Source organism: Nocardia sp. NPDC127526 (assembly GCF_042672265.1).
Taxonomy (GTDB): Bacteria; Actinomycetota; Actinomycetes; order Mycobacteriales; family Mycobacteriaceae; genus Nocardia.
Window position 1 is genome coordinate 1 of the sequence record NZ_JBHXVO010000041.1, and the last position, 22,800, is coordinate 22,800.

Below are 22,800 nucleotides of genomic sequence, written 5' to 3' on the forward strand. Positions count from 1 at the left end.
GGATCAAAGGTGTTCGGCTCGGCGAAAATACGGGGGTTGTAGTGAACCGCCGCAATGCTGTATCCGATATCGGTTCCGGCGGGAAATGTGAATCCATCGAGTTCGACCGTGGCGACACTGCGTCTGGTCTGCAGTATCGGCGAATGGATTCGCGTGACCTCGTTCAGGAAACAGTTCAGGTAGTCGAGCTGATCGAGTTTTCTGGGGTCGAGTCCTTCCGCATCCAAGATCTCGCGCCGCAGTGTCGAAGCCACCTCCGGACGTTGGGACAGCTCGTACAGTGCCCAGGTCAGCGTGGCGGTCAAGGCGTCGATTCCGCCGAAGAGGATCGTCACGGCCTGCTCCGCCAGGAACTTGTCGCTACGGTCTTCGACACCAGGCGAATTCAGCAGGATATCGATCAGGTCGTTCCGGCGCACACCGCTGCGCCGGCGCGCCACGATCAACTCCCGGCAGTAGTCCCGCAGTCGCGTGCCGGCCGACAGGAATTTGCGGTTCACCGGCAAGGGCAGGCTCGCCAGTCGCTTCGGCAGCACACTGCCCACTATGGCGCCCGCGCCTATGCTCTCGATCAGGCCCGAGATGAGTTGCAGCTCGTCGGCATCGGGCTCGTGCGAGAACATGGACTCGAGCAGGTCGGTAATCACCAGATCCAACAGCGCGGAACGGGTCTCGACAATCTCGCCCGGCCGCCATGAACTCGCCAGCGCATCCGCGTTACGCTTCGAGATCGGCGCGTAGCCTTCCAGCTCCGCTCGATGAAACGCTGGTTGCACCAGACGACGAATATCCTTGTGCTGCTGACCGTCCGCGACGATCAGCGATTCCTCGAAAATGAGCCGGATGCGTTCGAAGAGGAGGCCCCGCTCGTAGGCGTCCGGGTTCTCTACCAACATCTTGTGAAGTAATTTGAAATCGGTAACGACATAGACAACGCGAGTGCCGATATCGACACGAACTATTTTTCCGACGCCAGCCAGATCCGCCATGAACTGGACCGGATCACGCCGCATTCTCCAGCCGTGTCCGAGAATCGGCACACGCCCGGGTCCGCACGGGACGTCACGAAGATTCACTACATGCTGCCCTTCTTCTGCTCTGGACGCCCCGCTCCGCGAAGCGGTCCTCCGATCAGATAGCGACAACCGAGCCGGGTCACTGAGGCCTTCATCCATCAACACACCACGTTAGTCGGGAGTGTGTACCGACCACCACCGTTTGCCGAAACGCCAACGACCCGAGCGTCATTCACCGCAGTGGCCAACCCTTGCCGCCGACGTGTTCGGGGGCGCGGTCGTGTGAGAAGGTGGGGCTTCACTCGTGGATCCGGTGTTGCCGGAGTCGGTTACGGGTGGTGAAGGACCTGATGGAGGAGAGTTTTGGTGGAAGCGGCGTTCGATGTGGCCGGACTGGTGGGGCATCGTTACCGGACGGACGACTACTACGAAGTGGGGCGGGAGAAGATCCGGGAGTATGCGCGGGCGGTGCAGGATTTTCATCCGGTGCACTGGAGTGAGGCGGCCGCGGGTGAACTCGGGTATGCCGGGCTGGTTGCGCCGACCACGTTCATTTCGACCGCCGCGATGCTGGCCAATCGCAGGCTGCTGGATACGGTCATGGCCGGATACGACACGTTCGTGCAGACCGATCAGGTTTTCGAGGTGTACAAGCCCGTGGTGACCGGTGATCGGTTGGTCAGCGATGTGGAGCTGTCCTCGGTGCGCCGGATTGCGGGCAGGGATCTGCTCACCATCACCAACACCTTCACCGATCAGACCGGTGACATCGTGCAGATCATGCACACCACCGTCGTGGGCATCACCGACGCCGATGTCGATGCCGGCATCAGCGACACGATCGAGCGTGTCATCATGACCGGGCTCGATACGGCTTCACGGGCCGCGGCCGTATCCGCCGATGCGGAAGCCGTGACGCCGACAGCAACGGATTCCCTACCCGCCGCGCGTCTTTCGCCGATCTCCCGCACGCGTAGCCCGCGCACCGCACTCCGGTTCGAGGACCTGACCGTCGGCGCCGAGCTGCCCGCCCGTTCCGTGCGCCTGACCCGCGGCGACCTGGTCAACTACGCCGGAGTCTCCGGCGACGTGAACCCGATCCACTGGCACGACCGGATCGCCGCCCTCGCGGGCCTCCCGGATGTCATCGCCCACGGCATGCTCACCATGGGCCTGGGCGCGGGATTCGTCACCGCGTGGCTGGGCGACCCGACCGCGCTCACCCGCTACGGCGTCCGCCTCTCGAACTACGCGATCATCGAATCCGACTCCCCTGGAATCGTGGAATTCACCGGCCGCATCAAGTCCCTCGACCCCGACGCCAGAACGGCCGTCGTCGTCATCACCGCGAAATCGGCCGGCCGTAAGATCTTCGGCCTTGCCACCGCGGACGTCCGCCTCGCCTGACCTCCGCCCGGAGGTGGCACGTGCGGTATCTCCCCGAGATGCCGGCATCGCGCGCCTGACGGAGCGGACCCGTCAGGCGGCGAAGACCGTGCGAACGATGGACTCGTCGCCGTCGACCTCGACCAGCCCGAAGGCGAGGGCGTCGCCGAGAGTGAGGGCGCCGGCGGAGAGGGCGAGGACGTAGGCCGGATCGGTGCGGACGGTGGCGTCGAGGTCGCCGCCATCGTGCGGGCCGACCTCGAAACCGGTGGGTGCAGCGCGGAGTTGGAGGAGCGGGCCGCCGATCTCGAGGCCGATCGTTGCCGAGGGGCGGGGTTCGACGCGGGTATCGAGCAGGGCGGGGACGGCGAGGGCGAGCCACTCGGGGCGGAAGGCGTCACCTTCGGGGCCGCGGACCATCAGCGGGGTGGACCAGCGGATCAGACTTTCGATCGGCCCGCGCAGTTCGGCGCCCCACGGCGTGAGGGCGTATTCGACCACGCTGCCCGCGCCGGCCAGCCGGCGCTCGAGCACGCCCGCGGACTCGAGGTCGCGCAGGCGGTCGGCGAGCAGGTTGGTGGCGATGCCGGGCAGGCCGTCGAGCAGGTCGCGGTAGCGGGCGGGGGTGATGAGGAGCTGGCGGACGATGAGCAGGTTCCAGCGATCGCCGACGACTTCGAGGGATCGGGCGAGCCCGCAGTATTGGCCGTAACCGCGCATCATTTTCCTTTGCTTGATATTCTCAAGTGCGCTTGAGAGGCTCAAGTCTACCGAAGGACCGAGGCGAGAGGGGAACGCCATGGCCGATACCACCGAGAGCGTGCGGCCCGACTGGGTCGACGACGAACTGTTCCCGTTCGAGAGTCGTTTCGCCGAGATCGACGGGCACAGCGTGCACTACGTCGACGAGGGTTCCGGACCCACACTGCTGTTCCTGCACGGCAATCCGACCTGGTCGTTCCTCTGGCGCGATGTGATCCGTGCACTGCGCGACGACTTCCGGTGCGTCGCCCTCGATTACCCGGGCTTCGGGCTGTCGACGCCGCGGCCCGGCTACCGCTACCTGCCCGAGGAGCACGCGCAGGTGGTCACCGGGTTCGTCGACGCGCTCGGCCTGGACGGGGTCACGCTGGTCGGGCAGGACTGGGGTGGCGTGATCGGACTGGCCACCGCGCAGCGGCGGCCGGGCGTCTTCGATCGGCTGGTGCTGGCCAACACCTGGGCCTGGCCGACCAATGGCGTCCTCCACTTCGAGGCCTTCTCGCACGCCCTCGGAAACCCCGCGAGCCAGTTCCTGGTCCGGCGGATCAACCTGCTCGTCAACGCGTTCATCCCCACCGGCCACCGACGGCGGAAGCCGACCGCGGCCGAGATGACCCACTACCGGCGGGCGCTGGACACTCCCGAGCGACGCCGAGCCTCCGCGGTACTGCCCCACCGGCTGCTCGCCAGCCGGGCGTTCTTCGCCGAGGTCGAGGCCGGCCTGCCCGACCTCGCCCATCTACCGACACTGATTGTGTGGGGTGATGCCGACATCGCCTTCCGCCCCCAGGAGCGCGAGCGCCTGGAAGCGACCTTCCCCGACCACGAGACCGTGATCGTCGAGGGCGCAGGCACCTACGTGGAATCCGACGCGCCCGAGGAGTTCGTCGCCGCCTTCCGCGACTGGGTAACGCCGCAACACTGATTCACCCTCCGATGGGTCCGCCCTGCCAGGCAGAGCGGACCCCTGTGCATGTAGAGCAGAAATGCAGCCTGTGCCAGGCTGGGTAGGCATGGGAGGAAAACATCTGGCCCGCTGGGCAATCCCGGCGCTGCTCGCGGTGGTGACCGCGTGCGGCTCCCCCGTCGCCCCGACCCCGGCCGGACCCGGGCCGGACTCCGTGCCGGGCAGCGTGAATGCCGAACTCGGCGCGGACTTCACCCTCGCCGCCGGCGCGACGGCCCACCTCGACGACGACCGCCTCACCGTGCTGTTCCGCGGCGTATCCAATGACAGCCGCTGCCCGGAGGAACCCGACATCCGGTGCGTATGGGAAGGCGATGCAACCATCGCGCTCACGGTGACCAGCAATGGCACGGCCGCCGAGCACGACCTGAAGGTCCAGCCTCCCGGCAACGAACTCGCGCTCGACGGCTACCGCATTCACCTGGTGGCATTGCGGCCCGGCGGCTCGACCCAGACCATCCCGCAGTCGGAATACCGGGTGGATCTGCGGGTTTCGCGCACCTGAATCAGCCACGCAGCCGCGCGTTGAGCCGCGCCGCCTGCCGGGTGAGGTGATCACGTTCGGGCAGGGTGGTCGCCACGCGGGCGGCCTCGCTGTAGAGCCGCGCCGCGGTCGAGGTGTCGCCCGCCCGCTCGTGCAGATAGGCCGCGGCCGCGGTGTGCCGCGGCAGCCCGGGGTCGAGTTCGGCCAATGCGGCCAGACCGGCCCGCGGGCCGTCGGCCTCCCCGACCGCGACGGCACGATTGAGCCGCGCCACGGGATTATCGGTGCGGCGCAGCAATTCGTCGTACCACTCGACGATCTGCACCCAGTCGGTCTCCTCGGCCGTGCGAGCATCGGCGTGCAGCGCGGCAATGGCGGCCTGAGCCTGGAACTCCCCCAAGCGATCTCGGGCCAGCGCCGCCTGGAGAATATCGACGCCCTCGGCGATCAGCCGGGTATCCCACAGCCCGCGATCCTGCTCGGCGAGCGGCACGAGACTGCCGTCGGGCCGGGTGCGCGCCGGGCGGCGGGCGTGGTGCAGCAGCATGAGCGCGAGCAGACCCGCCACCTCCTCATGCTTGATCCGAGCCGCGAGCTCGCGAGTGAGCCGGATCGCCTCGGCCGCCAGATCGATATCACCCGAATAGCCTTCATTGAAGACGAGATAGAGCACCCGCAGCACCGTGGCGACATCACCGGGCTGATCGAAACGCACCTGCGCGACGGTCCGTTTGGCCCGGCTGATGCGCTGCGCCATGGTCGCTTCCGGCACCAGATACGCCTGCGCGATCTGTTTGGTGGTCAGGCCGCCGACCGCCCGCAAGGTCAGCGCCACCGCCGAGGCCGGCGTCAACGACGGATGCGCGCACAGGAAATACAACTGCAGCGTGTCGTCCACCCCGTCGCTCGGCCCCGGCGCCGGCTCGGCGTCCACGAGTTCCTCGCGCTGCCGCCGCGAGCTGTCGGCGCGGGCGGCGTCGAGGAATTTGCGCCAGGCCACGGCGACCAACCAGCCCTTGGCATCGCGCGGCGGCTGCTGCGGCCACACCCGCACCGCTTCGATCAGGGCTTCCTGCACGGCATCCTCGGCCGCCGTGAAATCGGCTCCGCGGCGGACGAGGATCCCGATCACCGTGGGGGTGAGCGACCGCAGCAGGGTCTCATCCACGGGTCGTCACTCCGTGACGGTCGGCGCCACGGTGTAGAACGGGCGCAGCTCGAGCCATTCGTGAATCGGCTTGCCGCCCGCCCCCGGCGCCGCGGACAGCTCGCCGGCCAGTTCCACGGCCCGCTCGTAGCTGTCGACATCGATGATCATCCACCCGGCGATCAGATCCTTGGTCTCCGCGAACGGTCCGTCGGTGACCGGCGGGCGGCCCTCGCCGTCGTAGCGCACGAACGTGCCCTCCGGGGCCAGCGCCTGCTCGCTGACGAACTCGCCGGTGGCTTCGAGCCGGGTGGCGAAATCACGCATGTACTGGATGTGGGCCGAGATCTCCTCCGGCGTCCACTGATCCATCGGCACGTCGTTGACCGAGGCCGGGGCGCCGCGGTAGTGCTTGAGCAACAGGTATTTGGCCATGATGTTCTCCTCTGTGCGGTGCGGCCCGTCCGGCCGCATTCACCCCGGGGACGAAGCCGCGACCGCGTTCTCGACATCTACCGCGAGATTTCTCGAGGATTTTTTCCTCAGGCGGTCGGACGCAGGTTGCTCAGCACGCGGATGGCATCCGACAGCGGGATCAGCCGGTCGGGTTGTTCGGCGGCCAAACCCATTTCGATGTACTGGCGGATGAGCATGGACGCGGTGACGCAGTGGTCCGCGGCCACCTCCCGCACCCGGTCGCGCATGTCCTTGGGCAGCTTGAGCGAGGTGGTGACCATGCCCTGCTCGATCTCCTCGGAGGTCGGTGGCAGGGCGGGCATTTCGGGCGCGTCGGTGTAGACGAGCGAGTCGAGGAACTTGCGGGGGTCCTCGCCGGAGATCGGATCGTGCATTGTGCTCATTGGTGTGCCTCCCATGCGGTGAACTCCTCGAGCTGGCGTGGTTCCATCGGCACCGCCATCAGAATCTGCCACTTCTCGGATGATCGCAGCGGTCGCAGAATCACGACAATGGCCCGGCCCTCCTCGGTGCGGCCCCAGACGGTGAGCACCGGTAGCCCGTCCCGCGTGGTCGCCGCGCGCGGCCACCGATGCGGGGAGTACAGCACCTCCATCACTTCCCAGGCCGCGACGTCCGACCATTTCAGGTAGTGGTCACTGCCGATCCACCATTCGAACTCCACGATCTGCGACCATAATACCTCGGTATTACCTCCGGGTGAGATTCGGTTTTCCGATTCCGGCGCCCGAGCGATGAATTCCGCAGACCGGCGCCGTCTGCATTGCAGACGACTCGAATCCGGAGGTGACGTATGTCCAAGATCTTGTCGATGGCGCCGGCGGTGCTGCTGGAAGGGCTGGCGCTCGGGGAATCCCCGCGCTGGCACGACGGGCGCCTGTGGCTCTCGGATTGGCTCACGCGCGAAGTCATGTCCGTCGACGAGGACGGGAACCGGCGAGTCGAACTGACCATGGACGGCATGCCCTTCTGCTTCGACTGGCTGCCCGACGGACGCCTGCTCGTGCTCTCGAACGCCGGCGAACCGACACTGCTGCGCCGCGAACCCGACGGCTCGCTGACCACCCACGCCGACCTGGACGATCTCTCCGAATATCCGTGGAACGAGATCGTGGTCGATCGGCACGGCAACGCCTACATCAACTGCATCGGCTTCGACATGATGGGCGGCGCCGAACCCCAGCCCGGCCTGATCGCCGTCGTCCTCCCCGACGGCCGCGTCTACCCCGTCGCCGAGGGCCTGCGGTTCCCCAACGGCATGGCGATCACCCCCGACGGCTCGACCCTCATCGTCGCCGAGTCCTACGCGAAATGCCTGACCGCCTTCGACATCGGCGACAACGGCGCACTGACGAACCGCCGCGTCTGGGCCGAGATCGACGGCTACCCCGACGGCATCTGCGTCGACGCCGACGGCGCCGTCTGGTGCGCCGCCATGGAACGCTGCCTGCGCGTGCGCGAAGGCGGCGAAGTCCTGGCCGAAGTCCCCCTCGACCGCAGCCCCTTCGCCTGCATGCTCGGCGGCGCCGACGGCCGCACCCTGTTCGTGGTCGCCGCGGAATGGAAAGGCGCCGAAGGCATGTCGGAGCAGGACCGCACCGGGCAGGTGCTCATGGTCCAGGCTCCCGCACCCCACGCCGGCCGACCCTAGACGAGCGGTTCTCCAGCCCCGGGGCGACCGCGCGGGCGGACGCGCGAATCAGCGCGTGAGACGGGCCTGGATGCCGTCGAGCAGGAACTCCAGGCCGGTGCGGAAGGTTTCGTCGGGGTCGAGGTGGACGGCGTCGCGGATGACCGTGGACAGGGCGGGGAATCGGCCGGTGGCGAAGGTTCGTTCGAGGTAGGGGCCGAAGGATGCCTGCCATTGCCGCTGATCCATGCCGGTGGCCCGCTCGGCGCGCCGCTCGGTGATCTCCCGGCGGACCGCGCCGATGACATACGCGGTGACCGCGTCGACCACCGGCATGACGGCGTCCACGTCGATATCGGCCATCGCGGCCACCACGGTCTCTCCCCTGGCCAGTGCGTGGGGTCCGAGCTGGGGGCGACCGCCGATCAGATCGGCCAGCCATTCGTGGTGATGCGCGGCCCGGCGGGTGGTTTCGGCCAGGGAGCGCAGCACTTCTCGCCACCCGTTTCCGGCGGGGCGGATTTCGGCGTAGACGGCATCGACCATCAGATCGAGCAGCTCGTCCTTGGTGGCGATGTAGCCGTAGAGCCGCATCGGGCCGACGTCGAGTGCGGCGGCGAGCTTGCGCAGCGATACCGCTTCCAGGCCGTCCGCATCGGCGAGTTCGACGGCCGCCCGGACGATGCGCTCCCGGTTCAATGGGGCGGGCGCCGGTCGATCCGGCGGCTCCGGCCGTTCCCACACCAACATGCCGCTGACGATACATCGCATGCCGCGATACAGTGTATTGGCAAATACGGTGTATCAAAGGAGAGTCATGGACATCGCGATCGTCGGAGCCGGACTGGGCGGCCTGGCCCTCGCCCGGGTGCTGCACGTGAACGGCATCGACGCCGTCGTGTACGAACGGGAACTCGCGCGCGACGCACGTGGGCAGGGCGGCATGCTCGATATCCATTCCGGGCAGCGGGCACTGCGCGAGGCCGGGCTGATCGATCGGTTCCATGCCATCGCCCGCGGTGAAGGGCAGGACATGCGCCTGCTCGAGCCGGACGGCACCCTGCTGCTGCAGGAGGACACACCCGAGGACGCCCCGCTCGCACGACCCGAGGTCGACCGTGCCGATCTGCGCGACCTGCTGCTGGATTCCCTGCCCGAAGGCATGGTGCGCTGGGGGCGCGCATTCGCCTCCGCCGCGGAGGGCCTGCTGCACTTCGCCGACGGCAGCGGTGCGACCTATGACCTGCTGGTCGGCGCGGACGGCGCGCAGTCCCGTGTTCGCGCGATGCTCACCGACGCCCGCCCGGCGCATATCGGCCAGAACGTCGTCGAGATCGGCATTCCCGACATCGACCGCACGCACCCGGACCTCGCGGCGATGATCGGGCGCGGCAATTACTGGGTGCTCGGCAATGGGGTGTCCCTCGCGGCGCAGCGCAATGGCGACGGCCGCGTGCGCATCGGCATCAGCTTCTACAACACCGGTGAGGACTGGTTCGCCACCAGCGGGATCCCCTTCGACGATCCGGCCGCCGCCCGGGCGCGCCTGATCGAGCTGCTGCCCGGCTGGGACGCACGGTTCACCGCACTGATCGCGGCCTGCGACGACACGATCGTGCCGCGGTCGATCACCACGCTGCCGGTCGGCCTGACCTGGCCGTCGACGCCGGGCGTCACGCTGGTCGGCGATGCCGCGCACCTGATGCCGCCGGTCGGCGAGGGCGCGAACATGGCCCTGCTCGACGGCGCTGTGCTCGGTCTCGCGCTGGCTGCGCACCCGCACGACTTCCCCACTGCCGTCGCAGAATACGAACGCGAGATGTTCGAACGCACCGGCGCGGCCGCCCGGATGTCCGCGGACTTGCAGGAATTGCTGATGTCGCCCGACGCCGGCCGGAGAATGCTCGAGTTCTTCCAGCCGGGCTGAACGCCGGGCGGCCTCGCGCCGCTAGACCTCGTCTCCGATCTGCAGGACGTCGCGCAGGCGCTTCGCGAACGCGTCGGGATGCTCCATGAAACCGGTGTGGCCGCCCGGGAACAGGACGGGCTCGATGTCCAGCAGCGTGCCGAGCGCTCGCGAGGTGTGGTCGCAGAACTGGCCGGCGGAGGTGTCGCCGATGCCGATCACCAGGCGCGTCGCGCCCTGCCGCAGCGCGTCGGCGTCCGGCGTCCAGTTGACCGTGAAATCGTATTCGTGGTCGAAAAAGTAACGGTCGGAAGCGATTTCACGCGGCTCCCGCTCGCCGCCGAACATCTGGTCGATGGCCTCGGCCGGTATCGGAACCTTCGCCATGGCGAAGAACTTCTTGTACGCGCCCGCGAAGTCCCCGGTGCGGGCGATGGCCTTCATCTCCTCGGCGGCGGCCCGCAGCTCGGCCCGCTCGTCGAGCAGTTCCCGCAGCGGCGGCTCGTGCGCGATCAGCGTGTGCACCAGTCCCGGATTCGCTTGCGCGAGCGCCAGACCGGTGACCGCGCCCCCGCTGGACCCGAACACCGCGGCCGGTCCCCTGTCGACATGGGCGAGCAATCTCGCGACATCATCGGCCCGCGCTTCGGCGCTGGCGTCGGTCTCCGGATCGTGCAGAATGCTGCGATTGTGACCGCGCGGATCGGTGGTCAGCACCGTGAAATCCGCTGCCAGCAGCTCGGCCACCGGAACATAGGGCACGGCGTTCATGGGCGAGCCGATGAGCGCGAGCAGCGGGCCCCTGCCTCGTAGTTCGTAGTAGAGAACGCCATCGGGGACGGTCAGGGTCGCGGTGCTGACAGGGGCGGTAGAGGTCATGGGCACTCCCGGTGATCGAACGGTACGGCACCACTTCCGACGGTACCCGCGCCGCAAAATCATCGGCCGGCGTCATAGTGGTGAAACTCCTTGCGCCGGACGGTAAACGGCGGCCGTTGGCCGGCTGCTCCTCCGTGCGCGGGTTTGCCCACTCCGCAAACCTATGTATATTAGGTTTCAGCCTAATCAAATTAGGAAGGATGTGGATGGCACCCCGTGCAGGGCTCACTGCCGAGCGGATCACGCGCGCGGCCGCCGAACTGGCCGATGACATCGGGTTCGACAACGTCACGCTGGCGGCGGTGGCCAAGAGGTTCGGCGTGAAGGACCCGAGCCTGTATTCGCATGTGCGGAACGTGCGGGATCTGCGGACGCGGGTGGCGCTGCTGGCGACCGGGGAGCTGGCGGATCGGATTGCGGCGGCGGTGGCGGGACGGTCGGGCAAGGATGCGCTGGTCGCGTTCGCCAATGCGTATCGGGATTACGCGCGGGAGTTTCCGGGGCGGTATGCCGCGACGCAGAGTGCGATCGATCCGGCCGCGGCCGCCGATTCCCTTGCGGCGCAGCGCAGTATCGAGTTGACCGCGGCCATGTTGCGGGCCTACGACCTGCACGATGAGGCCATGATCGATGCGAGTCGGTTGCTGCGCAGCACTTTTCACGGGTACGCCACGCTCGAGACGAGTGGCGGGTTCGCGCATTCGCGGGCCACCGACAGCTCGTGGGCGCGCATTCTCGATGCCCTGCATCTGCTGTTGCAGCAGTGGCCGAACAGTCAGGAGGACCGATGAGACACGATTATCTGCGGGTGCCCGGCGCGACCCTCTTCTATGAGGTGCGCGGTGGCGGGCCGCTGCTGTTGTTGCTTCCGGGTGGCGGCGGGGATGCGGCGGTGTTCGATCCGATCGCCGATGCGCTCGCCGCACGGTTCACCGTCGTGTCGCTCGATCCGCGCGGATACTCCCGCAGCACCCTCGATGACGGGCCGCAGGATCAGCGCGTGGATGTGCAGAGTGATGACGCCTATCAGCTGATCGCCACGCTCACCGATGAGCCGGCCTATGTGTTCGGCGGCAGCAGCGGCGCGATCGTCGCGCTGGATCTGCTGGCGCGGCATCCGGAAAGCGTGCGTCGCATGGTCGCGCACGAGCCGCCGTGCTTCGCGGTCCTGCCCGATGCCGAGGCGCAGTCGGCGTTCGTCGAGGAGGTCTACACCCTGTTCCGCACCGCGGGACCCGGCGCGGCGGGGGCGCGGTTCCTCGAGGGCATCGGCGGCACCATGAAGCCGATGCCCGATCCGGCCGGCCTCCCGTCGCGCGCCGCGGCGATGATCGGCCGGTTGATGGCCAATGGCCCGCTCATGATGGAACACGAACTGCGGCAGTTCACCTCCTACGTTCCCGACATCGAAGCCCTGCGCCCGGTCGCCGACCGCCTGGTGCCGGCCTCGGGCCGCGAGACCGGCACGCAGCTGCCCGCGCGCCCGGCCGCGGTGCTGGCCGCCGAACTGGGTCTCGAGGTGACCGAATTCCCGGGCGGCCACAGCGGTTTCACCGATGAGCCCGCCGCGTTCACCCGCCGGCTCGTCACCTCGCTGCTCGCCCCCGTGCCTTCCTGACGACATCGGGCTCGGCTCGGTTGCGCCGGTGTCGGCGGGCGCGCTGTTAGCGTTCAGAAATGATCAATGGAGCGCACATGATCATCTCCGTCACCGATGCCGATGCGGCCCGGTCCTTCTTCCGCGATGTGCTCGAACTGCCGAACATCGACGCCGACGACGGCTGGTTGATCTTCAAATCCCCACCCGCCGAGCTGGCGGTGCACCCGTCGGGGCCCGACGAAAGTGGCCGGGCCGCGCTGTATTTCATGTGCGACGACCTCGAGGCCACCATGACACAGCTGCGGGCCCGAGGCGTCGAGTTCGCCGCCGAGGTCACCAATGCGGGCTGGGGTCTGCTCACGTATCTGCGAGTGCCGGGCGCCGGCGAGGTGGGCTTGTACCAGCCGCGTCATGACACGGCCTACAACCTGCCCTGATCCAGTGTGATCGTGTCGAGAATGCGGCCGATCCCGTTCTGACCACCGTTCACGCCGACGCCTTCCGCCAAGGCGGGACCGACCGGTAGGTCACCGCCCGCAGCACCCATTCGACGGGCCCGTAGGCGAACCGGTCCAGCCACCACGCGCTCACCCGCAGCTGCACGGCAAAGGTCACCACGCCGAGGGCGACGACCGCGGCCGGCGGCACCCGATCGGCCAGGGCCAGCCCGTATCCGGTGTAGACGACCATGAAAATGACCGACTGGGCAATGTAGTTCGAGGCCGCCATGCGCCCGGCCGGCGCCAGCCACGCCACCGCACCGGCCCAGCGCGACCGCGTCAGCCACCCGATCGTGGCGACATAGCCGAGGGTCATGAACGGATTCGCCAGCTCCTGAATCCCCGACCAGTACGACGGCACGTCGGCCCCGAACGTCCAGAGCACGATCGTCGCGATCGAAACCGGAAGCCCCACACCGAATCCCACCGCCATGGCGCGCGGGGTCCAGCGGCGCAGCAGATCCGGGTCCTCGAAGACCCGCCGCTTTCCGGCCGCCATCCCGAGCAGGAACATGCCCAGGCTCGGAAGGCCCTGCCCGACGAAAATGAACAGTAGGAACCCCGGCGCCAACCCCAGCTGCGTCTCGAAGGTGTCGCCGAAGCCGCCGGTGTACCCCTCGTGCATGCGCCGCAGATCGAAGAACTCCCCGAACCCCTCGATGCCGCCCGTCCCGCCGGGCAGGAACGCCAGCCCGCAGAACAGCGCGTACAGCACCAGCGCGGAGATGACCGCGGTCCGCGGCCGCAGCTTGCGCAGCAGCACCAGAATCACACACAACACCGCGTACAGCGTGAGGATGTCGCCGATCCACAGCAACATCGCATGCGCGATCCCGATCACGAACAATGCCCCGGCCCGCCGCAGCAACCGCCGCACCGGCGCCGCACCCGCCCGCTCGGCCGCCGCGATCTGCAGGGTGAACGAATACCCGAACAGGAACGCGAACAGCAGATAGAACCGCCCGAGGAACAGCCCGTACATCACCGCGTACACGAACCGGTCGATGCCGCCGTCGAAGGTCGGCCGCACCTCACCGCCCGCACCCACGAACGACATCAGCATCGTCAGCACCAGAGCGTTCGTGATCAGAATCCCGAACAGCGCGAACCCGCGCAGGGTGTCGACTTCCCCGATGCGCTTCCCGGCCCCGATCCCCGACGCCGATTCCACTTCAGCGGACATGCGGCCACGCTAGGACCGCTCCCGCCCTCCGCACATCCACCGACTCCCCTACTCCGGAAACGACCTCAGCGGTATTGACACCCATCCATGAGACCGATGCCGGTGCAGTGAGTGCAGCTATGCACCAACCGATTCCGTCGCTCAGCCGAGAGTTTCGCGCTTCTCGTTGACCGCTTTGAGCATCTCTGGCCAGTGGCCGCTGCGCTCGATCTCCTCGGCCATGGCGGTGAGCGCGTCGGCGTCCCAGATTTCGAGGTCGAGGAATCGTTGGCCGTTCTGCGGGGACATGGCGGCCGCGACGGGAATCAGTTCGGCCCAGGAGAGTTCGCGGCGGGTGGCGTCGACCATGTGGGTGAGCAGGTCCGGGCCCATCTCGGCGGCGATGTCGGCGACGCGGCCGAGGGTTTCGGGGGTGAGGAATTGCAGGAAGGTGAGTGCTTCGGTGAAACGGTCCAGGTCGTGGGCGGCTTGCAGGAGGTCGCGGACGCGGTGTTCGGGCAGGCTTCCCAGGACGAGTTCGAAGCGGTCGGAGACGGTGTCGAGTTCGGCGTTGAAGCCGACCATGAGCAGGTCCTCGCCGGATTCGATGTGCGGTAGGACGCCCAGCAGCTGCTCGTCGGTGGCGGCGACGAGGAAGCGGGCGAGGGTGACGAAATCCTTGCGGTGCAGCAGGTCCTGCATGACCGGCACCAGGATGTCGGTGTCGAAGGCGCGCACGATGGGGGTGGCGGCCTCGGGGTCGACGTAGGCGGCGACGTCGGCGAGGAAGTCGCGCGGGATGTGGCCGATGAGCGCCGTCGCGCGGGCGGGTGAGAGGGAGCTGGCGATCATGCCGCACAGCATCGGGCCGAAGAAGCGGATCGCGATGGTGATCGACAGCCGGTCGGGAACCAGGGCGCTCACCCGGGCCACGCGCTGGAACATGGGGCGGTAGCGGGCGTCGAGGCTGTGGTGCATGCTCTGGCGCACGCGCCGGATGGCGACCGGGTCGCTGTCGAGCAGGAAGGCCAGATCCTCAGGGGCGGTGTGCAGTTCGCGCGCGAGCTTGACCACTTCCGCGCGGGCGGCGAGATTCGTCATGGTCCCCCCATGGACGTCGGTTCCCGACGGGCCCGGCCGGGCGTGCCCGTCAGGAGAACAGGATGCGGCGCACCGCGCTCCGGATCAGGGCCGGCAGCAGGGTGAGTCCGTTGTCGACGGCGTCGCCCAGTTCGCGCTCGCGGTGGTCGCGGGCGTGCTCGTAGGCGGCGCGCAGCACGGCGTGGCGGTCCTCGCCGAGATCGCCGAGCGCTTCGACGTCGGCGCGCGCGACCCGGCTGATCTCGCAGAGCCGATCGATCTCCGACACGCCGTCCACGCTAGCCCAATGCGCTTGGGAACACCGGTGTTTCAGCGGTATTCGTGACAAGCTGTAGCACGCTGTGCCGTCTGCCCGAGGAGATGTGATGCCCTGGCTGTTCTTGCTCGCCGTCCTGATACTCGTCTCGGCCCTGATCGTGCTGATCAGCATGCGCGGCCGGCCCTATGCCGACCGCGGCCCGACCAGAGCCACCGCGCTCGCGCTGCTCACCCTCGGCCTGATCCTGCTGGCCGTGTCCTCGACCAGCATTGTCTCGACCCGCAATGTCGGCATCGTCACCTCGTTCGGAAAACCGGTGGGCACCAAGGAGAACGGCCTGCACTTCGTCTGGCCGTGGCAGAAGGTCCCGGAGCTGGACGGCACCATCCAGACCAATAATCAGCTCGGCGGATTCAAGGACAACACCTGCTCCGGCGGCAGTTCCATCCGGCTGGCCAACAATTCCACGGCGTGCGTGGACAATACGGTGCGCTGGCGCATCCATCACGCGGCCGCGGACACCTTGTTCCGGGATTACCACACCATCGCCAATATCAAGGACAGCCTGGTGACCCGCGAGCTCAATGCCACCCTCAACGAGATCTTCGCCGGCTACAACCCGCTCGAACCGCAGAATGCGGGCGGCCCCAATCTGACCGATATGTCGGTGCAGGCCACCGAGAAGCTGAAGGCGAAGATCGGCGGGCAGATCGACGTGCAGAACGTCATCATTTCCATCGTCCACTTCGATCAGCAGACCCAAGCCAAGATCAACGCCTATCAGGCGCAGATCGCCGACACCCGCATCGCCGAGCAGAAGCAGCGCACCGCGGTGGCCGAGGCCGAGGCCAACCGGCTGCTCACCGAATCGCTGAAGGACCCGAATGTGCTGGTGTCCAAGTGCCTCGACCTGCTCAACAGCGGGAAGCAGCTGCCGACCGGATTCCAGTGCTGGCCCGGCACCGGGCTCGCCACCACCATTCCGGCACGCTGAGCCGTCGGCGGGCCGTCAGTTCCACAGCGCCGACGGCCCGCCCTCCGGAACCGCCTGCACCGCGCCCCGATCCACCCGGGCCGCGGTGAGAATCTCACTGACCCCGAGCAGGATCAGATACGGGCCGACCGCCAGCGCCAGCGCCGTCATCGACCCGAACGGCACCACGGCCACCACGATTCCCATCACCGTGGTGCACAACCCCACCACTTCCTGCCGCCCCGCCCCCGCGAACTCCTCCGACCAGGCGCCCACAATGGCCTGCACGACCCCGCGGATCATCCACCCCATGCCGATCCACAAGGCCAGCAACAACACCCACTGCCCGCTGTCGAAGCACCACAGCCCCAGCAGCAGCGCCACCACCCCGCTGCCGAACTCGAGCACCTTGAGCGGCGTCGAGATCCGCGTCCCGAACGCCACGATCCACTGCACCGCAGCACTACTCAGCAGCACGAGCGCACTGAGCGTGCCCGCCACCGTCTCCGTCTTGCCGGGCCACGCCAGCAGCACCAGTCCCAGCGCCACCGAACACACACCGGTGACCAGCAGTGCCTGCCAAGCCCAGTCGGCAAACACCGCAGTACGCCCCTCGATTCGGGTGGTGGGCATAGCGCAATGATATGACCGATTAGTCCTTTTAACCGCAGGTTTGCACACACGGCATGTCCGCACCGCGCGCCGCGTACCAGCAGCTCCGGCGTGTCCCGCGAGAGCCGGCGGGATGCTCCCGCCGGTCGCGGTCACGACCTCGTGCGGGCGGCAATCCACTCGGCCGCTCCCGGACCGGAGAGCCGGCCGGATGCGGGGTGGCGGCCGGTGATCAGGAGCAGCAGGGTGGTGACGGAGCCTTCGATGGCGGGGCCGGTGCCGGCGCTCCAGTCGCCGTCGGTGGCCCTCAGGTGGTAGCCGGTGAATTTCCTGCGGGCGTGGAAGGGGAAGCCGCCGTTCCAGACTCGGTCGAGGGCCACTTGGGCGACGGGAACCGGCATTTCGCGGGGAATGCCGAGGGGGATCGCGATGTCCTGGCCGTGGACGAGGAGGTCCATGAGGCGATCGGCCGGGGTGGTGCCGATCGGGGTGACGCGCGCGGTGATGGTGTCGTACAACTCGTCGAGCAGCTGAGTCGTGGTCCGGTCGCCGGCGTGACGGATGGCGGTGTCGCGGACCAGGCGGTTGAAGTCGCCGCGGGCGCGGATCAGGTTGATCAGGATCGAGCCGAGGCTGGAGTCGGCCGAAAGGATTACGTGGGCGACGACATCGCGCACTCGCCAGCCCTCGCACAATGAGGCGTGGTCCCAGGCGCTCTCCGGGAGAGGACGCAGGAGCTCGACCAGGCCGGCGCGCTCGGCGGCGACGGCGGCCCAGGTCTGGTCGGTGGTCAGGGTGGTTTTCGCGGCCATGTGCGGAACTCCTTGTGCTGAGGGGTGTTCCAGTACCGTAGAAATTCCAGTCGGGTGGAGGTTCCAGCGATCGTGACCAACAGCACACGCCGTGACGGCCTGGTGGGCATCGGTGAGTTGTCCCGGCGCACGGGGGTTTCCGTGCGCACCATCCGCTTCTACTGCGATGAAGGGATTCTCGAACCGCAGCGCAGTACCGGTGGGCATCGGCTGTTCGATCCCGCGATCGTGGTCGACCGGCTGCAGTTGGTGCGGCGGCTGCGCACGCTCGGCCTGGGGTTGAACGCCATTGTCGCCGTGCTCACCGAGACCAGCTGCCTCGGCGATGCCGTCGCCGCCGAAAGGGCCGCGCTGGACGCCGAATTGGGCGCGCTGACCTGGCGACGGGCGGCGCTGGTCGCGGTCGAGGAGGCGTCGCCGGCCGAGCGGGCCGCTCGGCTGGAGGTGCTGGCCGCCGTGCAGCACCGCCAAGCCGCCTACGACACCCTCATCGCGTTCTGGCGTCGGGTGCTCGCCCCGCTGCCGCCGGGTGTGTTCGACGGATTCGTCGGGATGAACATCCCGTCCCCACCGGCCGACCCCACACCCCGCCAGGTCCTCGCCTACGCCGAACTCGTCATCGCGGCCGCCGATCCGGCGCTGGCGACCGCGATGACCCGCCAGCTGTGGCGACACGACCCCGCCGCGATCCACGACAAACGCGCACTGCTCATCGGCGTCGCCGAAGCCTGCGGAATCGTCGAACCGCTCGTCGCCGCCCACATCGCACCGCGCTCGGGCGCCGGGCTGCACCGCTTCCTCACCGCCCACGCCACCGCGCGCCGCACGCACGTCACCGCGGAATTCCGGCGCCGGCTCCTGCACGGAGCCGACGACGACGACCCGCGCATCCACCGGTATTGGACACGCACCACCGAGATCACCGGCGCCACCACCGCCGGCGCCGCCCAGCACTGGCTGCACCGGGCACTGGCGCAATCGACCGACCAGCAGCGCGTCGACGCCGCTGCGCCGTAACCGGATTCCCCCCTGCCGATCCGACCGCGCCGGCGACCAGCCGGCGGGCGGATCAGCGGAGTTTGCGGAAGAACTCGCGGACGTCGGCGGTGAGCAGGTCGGGGGTTTCCATGGCGGCGAAGTGGCCGCCGCGGTCGAATTCGGACCAGTGCACGACGGTGTTCTGCTTCTCGGCGATGCCGCGGATGACGGTGCCGCTGGGGAAGACCGCGACGCCGGTCGGGACGCCGGAGTTGGGGAGGTCGGCGCCCCACTGCTGGGATTCCTTGTACAGGCGCATGGAGGAGCCGGCCGTATTGGTGAACCACAGGATCGCGATATTGGTCAGCAGCATGTCGCGGTCGATGGCCTCATCGGGGGTGGACTTGGCCGGATCGGCGTAGGTGTGGACCACATCCAGAATCCAGGCGAGGGTGGCCGCCGGGGAATCGGCGACGGCGGGGGCGAGGGTCTGCGGGCGGGTGGAGTGCATGCCGGCGTAGCCGGAGGTGTCCTGGCTGCTCCAATCCTGCAGGGCGGCAATCTTTTCCTGATCGGCGGGGCTGTAGGCGGAGCCGTCGTCGTCCCAGGACGGAATGGTGATGGGGTCGTTGAGGTGCACGCCCGCCACGTGCTCGGTGTCGATGCGGCCCAGCTGCGGCGCGATGAACGAGCCCGCGTCCCCGCCCTGCGCACCGTAGCGCTCGTAGCCCAGCGCGGCCATGAGCTTGGCGATCAATTCGGCGCTGCGTTCGGTGGCCGCGTCACCGGGCCGACGAGTCGGGCCGGAGAACCCGAAGCCGGGCAGGGTCGGAATCACCAGGTGGAAGGCGTCTTCCGCGGCGCCGCCGTACGCGCGCGGATCGGTGAGCGGGCCGATGACCTCGGTGAAATCCTCGAACGGCCAGCCGTGCACCAGCACCAGCGGCATCGCGTTCTCCTCCGGAGACCGGACATGTGTGAAATGCAGGCGCTGCCCGTCGATTTCGGTGACGAACTGCGGAATCTGATTGAGGATCGCCTCCTGCACCCGCCAGTCGTAGGAGGTGCGCCAGTACTCGGCGATCTCGCGGACATAGCCGGTGGGGATGCCGTAGCTCCAGTCCACGCCCGGCAGTTCGTCGGGCCAGCGGGTATTGGCGAGGCGAGCGTTCAGATCGTCGAGATCGGACTGCGGGATGTCGATGCGGAAGGGCTCGAAATTCGTCATGGGACAAACCTAGGAAACCCTTAGGTCAAGTTCTGTCCTAATCGAATGGCACTCTGAGGCCATGCTCGAAACATCGGCTCGCCTGCTGCGCCTGCTGTCGCTGTTGCAGACCCACCGCGACTGGTCCGGGCCGGACCTGGCCGCCCGGCTCGGAGTGAGCACGCGAACCGTGCGCCGGGACGTGGACCGACTGCGGGAACTCGGCTATCCGGTGGATGCCGTGCAAGGCACGGCCGGGTACCGGCTCGCGGCCGGCAGCACGCTGCCCCCGCTGCTCCTCGACGACGAGGAGGCCCTCGCGGTGGCGGTCGGGCTGCGAACCACGACCGGCGGCACCGTGGCCGGCATCGAGGATGCGTCGCTGCGCGCACTGGCCAAACTGGAGCAGGTCATGCCGTCCCGGTTGCGCCATCGGCTGCGGGCCTTGCAGCGCTCGGTGATTCGCGTGCAGACCGAGGCGCCGCGGGTGGAGCCCGATGCGCTCATCGCCATCTCCGATGCCTGCAACCGGCACGAACGGCTGCGCTTCGACTACACGAACTATCAAGGGCGGCAATCGATCAAGGAAGTCGAACCGCACGCGCTGGTGAACTTCAACCGGCACTGGTACCTGGTGGCCTGGGAGGTGAAAGCCCGGGATTGGCGATCCTATCGCGTCGACCGCCTCACCCCCCGTATCCCCACCGGCCCGCGCTTCCCGCCCCGGGAGCCCCCCGAGGGCGATGTCGTCGCCTACCTGTCGAATCAGTTGTCCAGCAACGCATGGCCGCATCGCGCCACGGTGGTCCTGCACCGCTCCGCCGCCGAACTGTCCGAACGGATCTGGCCCGGCATGGGCGTGCTCGAAGCCCTCGACGACGCCAGCTGCCTGCTGCACCTCGGCGCGGACTCCCCCTGGGCGCTCTCCTGGATGATCACCTCCATCGACACCGATTTCACCGTCACCGATCCCCCCGAGCTCGTCGAGCAGATCGACCGGCTGGCCCGCCGCTGCGCCGCCGCCACCGCCAAGCCCTGACCGGCGGACAGCTTCCGGTCAGGGCTTGGCCGTCAGTTCGCGATCACGGCGGCATCATCGCGGTCGCCGCCCGCACGCCGCCATCGCGACCTAGGCTGGAGGACGGGGATTTCCCACTGCGGCGCAGGCGAAGGGATCGGCACTGTGACCACGATATTTCCACCCGGACCGCGGTTACCGCGGGCGGTGCAGACCGCGATGTACGCGAAATGGCGCGGGGCGCTGCTCGGGCTGGCGGCGCGGCGGCACGGCGAGGTGTTCACGCTGCATCTGGTGCCGCCGTATGCGGAGAACCTGGTGGTGTTCTCGCGGCCGGAGCACATTCGGGAGATCTTCGCCGGTGATCCGGCGGATCTGCATGCCGGAGAGGGCAATCGGCTGCTGGTGCACATTATGGGCGAGCATTCGGTGCTGCTCACCGACGAGGTCGAGCACGCCCGGGCGCGGCGGCTGCTCATGCCGGCCTTCTCCGGATCGTCGCTGCGGTCCTACCGCGGCATGGTCGAGGCCATCGCCAAGACGCACATCGACCGCTGGGCGAACGGGTCCACGATCCACACCCTGGACCGGATGAACGAGCTGACCCTCGATGTCATCCTGCAGGTGGTGTTCGGCCTGACCGACGAGCGCCGCCGCGAGGAGCTCGCGCCCCGGCTGCGCCGGATCGTGAACATCAATCCGCTGGTGTTCTTCGGCTGGCGGTATCCGCGGCTGCAGCGCTACGGCGTGTGGAAACGCTTCCGCGACAACCAGGCCGCCATCGACGCGCTGCTGTATCGGGAGATCGCGCAACGCCGCGCCCACCCCGATCTCGACCAGCGCGCCGATGTGCTGTCGCGGCTGCTGGCCGTCGGCGCGGGGGAAAACCCTTCCGACACACCGCTGTCCGATGCCGAGATGCGCGATCAGCTCGTCACCCTGCTGCTGGCCGGGCACGAGACCACCGCCTCGGCGCTGGCCTGGACCTGCCACGAACTCGCCGCGGCGCCCGATATCCAGGTCACCGCCCGCCGGGCCGCGCACGCCGGCGACGACAAATATCTCGAGGCGGTGCTCAAGGAGGCCATGCGCCGCCGGCCCGTGATCGCCGCCACCGGCCGGAAACTGACCCGCGACATGACGATCGGCGGCCTGGACCTGCCGCGCGGCACGGTGGTGTCCACCTCGATCCTGCTCGCGCACGCCCGCCCGGACAGCTATCCCGATGTCGCCCGCTTCCGGCCCGACCGGTTCCTCGACGGCAGTGTCGTCCCCAATACCTGGCTGCCCTTCGGCGGCGGCGTGCGCCGATGTCTCGGTGCGGGCTTCTCGCTCATGGAAGGCACGGTGGTGCTGCGGGAGATCCTCACCCGCTACCGGTTGTCGCTGCCCGCGGGCGAGTCCACCGAGCGTGACCGCATTCGCAACATCACGCATGTGCCCGCGCACGGGGCGCGAATCATCGTCACCGCCAACGACTCCCACCTGTCATAGCGTTCAATGGACGCATGAGTGACAACCCATCGGCCCCGATGGTCTATGCGTCGGTTGTGGAGTTCGTCGAGAACTATCTGAGCCTGATCTACCGGCGTGATGTGACCGACCACGCGCGGCGCAAATGGTGCCCGGAGTGGTGGAAACACGCCGAAGCGGTGGCGCGGCTGGATTCGCTGTGGCGGGCGTGGGAGCACTGCCGGCTGGATCCGAATACCGGGTTGAGCGTGTGGTTTCTCGATCACGCCGACCCGCACATGCGCGAATTGTTCAGTCCCGATGGGGCTTTCAAGTACTGCTCCCCGACGCGCGGGCATCAGGACACCTTGCAGCCGCTGCCGCTGAAGTCGCCGCAGCGCGGGCTGTTCACGCCACCGGCCGCCTCGCAGGCCAAGGACATCAAGTCCGACCCCACCGCGAGCTGACGGCG

27 protein-coding genes are annotated in these 22,800 nt (G+C 68.1%); 13 read left to right on the plus strand and 14 right to left on the minus strand.

What is annotated here, in order from left to right:
- Window positions 1-1,175, minus strand: a 1,175-nt coding sequence (locus ACFVIV_RS36005; RefSeq protein ID WP_379204295.1) for a cytochrome P450, incomplete at its 3' end; no start/stop codon positions are given.
- Between the two features lie 204 nt (window positions 1,176-1,379).
- On the opposite strand from ACFVIV_RS36005, the gene ACFVIV_RS36010 reads away from it, so the two are divergent.
- A complete protein-coding gene (locus ACFVIV_RS36010) occupies window positions 1,380-2,423 on the plus strand; it encodes a fused (3R)-hydroxyacyl-ACP dehydratase subunits HadA/HadB (RefSeq protein ID WP_379204297.1) in 1,044 nt (347 codons plus the stop codon).
- Between the two features lie 72 nt (window positions 2,424-2,495).
- Here the strand turns inward: ACFVIV_RS36010 and ACFVIV_RS36015 are convergent, their stop codons facing one another.
- Window positions 2,496-3,122 carry a winged helix-turn-helix transcriptional regulator gene (locus tag ACFVIV_RS36015; RefSeq protein WP_379204393.1) on the minus strand — a complete coding sequence of 209 codons (627 nt, stop codon included), beginning with the start codon at window positions 3,120-3,122 and terminating at the stop codon, window positions 2,496-2,498.
- A gap of 79 nt (window positions 3,123-3,201) precedes the next feature.
- On the opposite strand from ACFVIV_RS36015, the gene ACFVIV_RS36020 reads away from it, so the two are divergent.
- A complete protein-coding gene (locus ACFVIV_RS36020; protein ID WP_379204299.1) occupies window positions 3,202-4,089 on the plus strand; it encodes an alpha/beta fold hydrolase in 888 nt (295 codons plus the stop codon).
- A gap of 88 nt (window positions 4,090-4,177) precedes the next feature.
- The gene (locus ACFVIV_RS36025; protein ID WP_379204301.1) at window positions 4,178-4,636 is read left to right on the plus strand and encodes a hypothetical protein; all 459 of its coding nucleotides are present in this window, start codon (window positions 4,178-4,180) and stop codon (window positions 4,634-4,636) included.
- Between the two features lies 1 nt (window position 4,637).
- Here the strand turns inward: ACFVIV_RS36025 and ACFVIV_RS36030 are convergent, their stop codons facing one another.
- From ACFVIV_RS36030 to ACFVIV_RS36045, 4 genes are all read right to left on the minus strand, one after another.
- A complete protein-coding gene (locus ACFVIV_RS36030; RefSeq protein WP_379204303.1) occupies window positions 4,638-5,783 on the minus strand; it encodes an RNA polymerase sigma factor in 1,146 nt (381 codons plus the stop codon).
- Between the two features lie 6 nt (window positions 5,784-5,789).
- Entirely contained in the window at window positions 5,790-6,197 is a 408-nt protein-coding gene (locus tag ACFVIV_RS36035; RefSeq protein ID WP_379204305.1) for a YciI family protein, read from the minus strand.
- 107 nt (window positions 6,198-6,304) lie between these two features.
- Entirely contained in the window at window positions 6,305-6,622 is a 318-nt protein-coding gene (locus tag ACFVIV_RS36040) for a hypothetical protein (protein WP_379204307.1), read from the minus strand.
- On the minus strand, window positions 6,619-6,903 hold the full coding sequence (locus ACFVIV_RS36045) for a hypothetical protein (protein WP_379204309.1): 285 nt from the start codon (window positions 6,901-6,903) through the stop codon (window positions 6,619-6,621). The genes ACFVIV_RS36040 and ACFVIV_RS36045 overlap by 4 nt, the downstream gene beginning before the upstream one ends.
- A 129-nt stretch (window positions 6,904-7,032) precedes the next feature.
- Between ACFVIV_RS36045 and ACFVIV_RS36050 the strand changes: the two genes are divergently transcribed.
- Window positions 7,033-7,890, plus strand: a complete 858-nt coding sequence (locus ACFVIV_RS36050) for an SMP-30/gluconolactonase/LRE family protein (RefSeq protein WP_379204311.1) — start codon at window positions 7,033-7,035, stop codon at window positions 7,888-7,890.
- A gap of 48 nt (window positions 7,891-7,938) precedes the next feature.
- Here ACFVIV_RS36050 and ACFVIV_RS36055 read toward each other — a convergent pair whose 3' ends face one another.
- Complete coding sequence (locus ACFVIV_RS36055) at window positions 7,939-8,619, minus strand: TetR/AcrR family transcriptional regulator (RefSeq protein ID WP_379204313.1); 681 nt, start codon at window positions 8,617-8,619, stop codon at window positions 7,939-7,941.
- Window positions 8,620-8,686: 67 nt separating this feature from the next.
- On the opposite strand from ACFVIV_RS36055, the gene ACFVIV_RS36060 reads away from it, so the two are divergent.
- Window positions 8,687-9,796, plus strand: a complete 1,110-nt coding sequence (locus ACFVIV_RS36060) for an FAD-dependent oxidoreductase (protein ID WP_379204315.1) — start codon at window positions 8,687-8,689, stop codon at window positions 9,794-9,796.
- A 21-nt stretch (window positions 9,797-9,817) separates the two neighbouring features.
- Here ACFVIV_RS36060 and ACFVIV_RS36065 read toward each other — a convergent pair whose 3' ends face one another.
- The gene (locus ACFVIV_RS36065; RefSeq protein ID WP_379204317.1) at window positions 9,818-10,654 is read right to left on the minus strand and encodes an alpha/beta fold hydrolase; all 837 of its coding nucleotides are present in this window, start codon (window positions 10,652-10,654) and stop codon (window positions 9,818-9,820) included.
- A 206-nt stretch (window positions 10,655-10,860) separates the two neighbouring features.
- Between ACFVIV_RS36065 and ACFVIV_RS36070 the strand changes: the two genes are divergently transcribed.
- The 3 genes from ACFVIV_RS36070 to ACFVIV_RS36080 are packed head-to-tail and all read left to right on the plus strand — an operon-like array spanning window position 10,861 to window position 12,691.
- The gene (locus ACFVIV_RS36070; protein WP_379204319.1) at window positions 10,861-11,445 is read left to right on the plus strand and encodes a TetR/AcrR family transcriptional regulator; all 585 of its coding nucleotides are present in this window, start codon (window positions 10,861-10,863) and stop codon (window positions 11,443-11,445) included.
- Complete coding sequence (locus ACFVIV_RS36075; RefSeq protein WP_379204321.1) at window positions 11,442-12,272, plus strand: alpha/beta hydrolase; 831 nt, start codon at window positions 11,442-11,444, stop codon at window positions 12,270-12,272. The genes ACFVIV_RS36070 and ACFVIV_RS36075 overlap by 4 nt, the downstream gene beginning before the upstream one ends.
- 59 nt (window positions 12,273-12,331) lie before the next feature.
- On the plus strand, window positions 12,332-12,691 hold the full coding sequence (locus tag ACFVIV_RS36080) for a VOC family protein (RefSeq protein WP_379204323.1): 360 nt from the start codon (window positions 12,332-12,334) through the stop codon (window positions 12,689-12,691).
- Between the two features lie 49 nt (window positions 12,692-12,740).
- On the opposite strand, the gene ACFVIV_RS36085 is transcribed toward ACFVIV_RS36080, so the two are convergent.
- The 3 genes from ACFVIV_RS36085 to ACFVIV_RS36095 form a co-directional block, all read right to left on the minus strand.
- The gene (locus ACFVIV_RS36085) at window positions 12,741-13,937 is read right to left on the minus strand and encodes a DUF418 domain-containing protein (RefSeq protein WP_379204325.1); all 1,197 of its coding nucleotides are present in this window, start codon (window positions 13,935-13,937) and stop codon (window positions 12,741-12,743) included.
- Window positions 13,938-14,078: 141 nt separating this feature from the next.
- Entirely contained in the window at window positions 14,079-15,017 is a 939-nt protein-coding gene (locus ACFVIV_RS36090; RefSeq protein WP_379204327.1) for a hypothetical protein, read from the minus strand.
- Between the two features lie 49 nt (window positions 15,018-15,066).
- Complete coding sequence (locus ACFVIV_RS36095) at window positions 15,067-15,285, minus strand: hypothetical protein (RefSeq protein WP_379204329.1); 219 nt, start codon at window positions 15,283-15,285, stop codon at window positions 15,067-15,069.
- Between the two features lie 97 nt (window positions 15,286-15,382).
- Here ACFVIV_RS36095 and ACFVIV_RS36100 point away from each other — a divergent pair, with 97 nt between their 5' ends.
- Window positions 15,383-16,270 carry an SPFH domain-containing protein gene (locus ACFVIV_RS36100; protein ID WP_379204331.1) on the plus strand — a complete coding sequence of 296 codons (888 nt, stop codon included), beginning with the start codon at window positions 15,383-15,385 and terminating at the stop codon, window positions 16,268-16,270.
- Between the two features lie 15 nt (window positions 16,271-16,285).
- Here ACFVIV_RS36100 and ACFVIV_RS36105 read toward each other — a convergent pair whose 3' ends face one another.
- A complete protein-coding gene (locus ACFVIV_RS36105) occupies window positions 16,286-16,882 on the minus strand; it encodes an HdeD family acid-resistance protein (RefSeq protein WP_379204333.1) in 597 nt (198 codons plus the stop codon).
- A gap of 131 nt (window positions 16,883-17,013) precedes the next feature.
- Complete coding sequence (locus ACFVIV_RS36110; protein ID WP_379204334.1) at window positions 17,014-17,673, minus strand: maleylpyruvate isomerase family mycothiol-dependent enzyme; 660 nt, start codon at window positions 17,671-17,673, stop codon at window positions 17,014-17,016.
- 72 nt (window positions 17,674-17,745) lie between these two features.
- Here ACFVIV_RS36110 and ACFVIV_RS36115 point away from each other — a divergent pair, with 72 nt between their 5' ends.
- Window positions 17,746-18,690 (plus strand): MerR family transcriptional regulator, encoded by a 945-nt coding sequence (locus ACFVIV_RS36115; RefSeq protein ID WP_379204336.1) that lies wholly within the window; start codon window positions 17,746-17,748, stop codon window positions 18,688-18,690.
- A 52-nt stretch (window positions 18,691-18,742) separates the two neighbouring features.
- On the opposite strand, the gene ACFVIV_RS36120 is transcribed toward ACFVIV_RS36115, so the two are convergent.
- Window positions 18,743-19,879: an epoxide hydrolase family protein gene (locus ACFVIV_RS36120; protein WP_379204338.1), complete on the minus strand. Its 1,137-nt coding sequence runs from the start codon at window positions 19,877-19,879 to the stop codon at window positions 18,743-18,745.
- A 61-nt stretch (window positions 19,880-19,940) separates the two neighbouring features.
- Between ACFVIV_RS36120 and ACFVIV_RS36125 the strand changes: the two genes are divergently transcribed.
- The 3 genes from ACFVIV_RS36125 (at window position 19,941) to ACFVIV_RS36135 (ending at window position 22,795) form a co-directional block, all read left to right on the plus strand.
- Complete coding sequence (locus tag ACFVIV_RS36125) at window positions 19,941-20,897, plus strand: helix-turn-helix transcriptional regulator (RefSeq protein WP_379204340.1); 957 nt, start codon at window positions 19,941-19,943, stop codon at window positions 20,895-20,897.
- Between the two features lie 198 nt (window positions 20,898-21,095).
- Window positions 21,096-22,370: a cytochrome P450 gene (locus tag ACFVIV_RS36130; RefSeq protein WP_379204394.1), complete on the plus strand. Its 1,275-nt coding sequence runs from the start codon at window positions 21,096-21,098 to the stop codon at window positions 22,368-22,370.
- A 14-nt stretch (window positions 22,371-22,384) separates the two neighbouring features.
- Window positions 22,385-22,795 (plus strand): DUF4913 domain-containing protein, encoded by a 411-nt coding sequence (locus ACFVIV_RS36135; RefSeq protein WP_379204342.1) that lies wholly within the window; start codon window positions 22,385-22,387, stop codon window positions 22,793-22,795.
- Window positions 22,796-22,800: the final 5 nt, after the last annotated feature.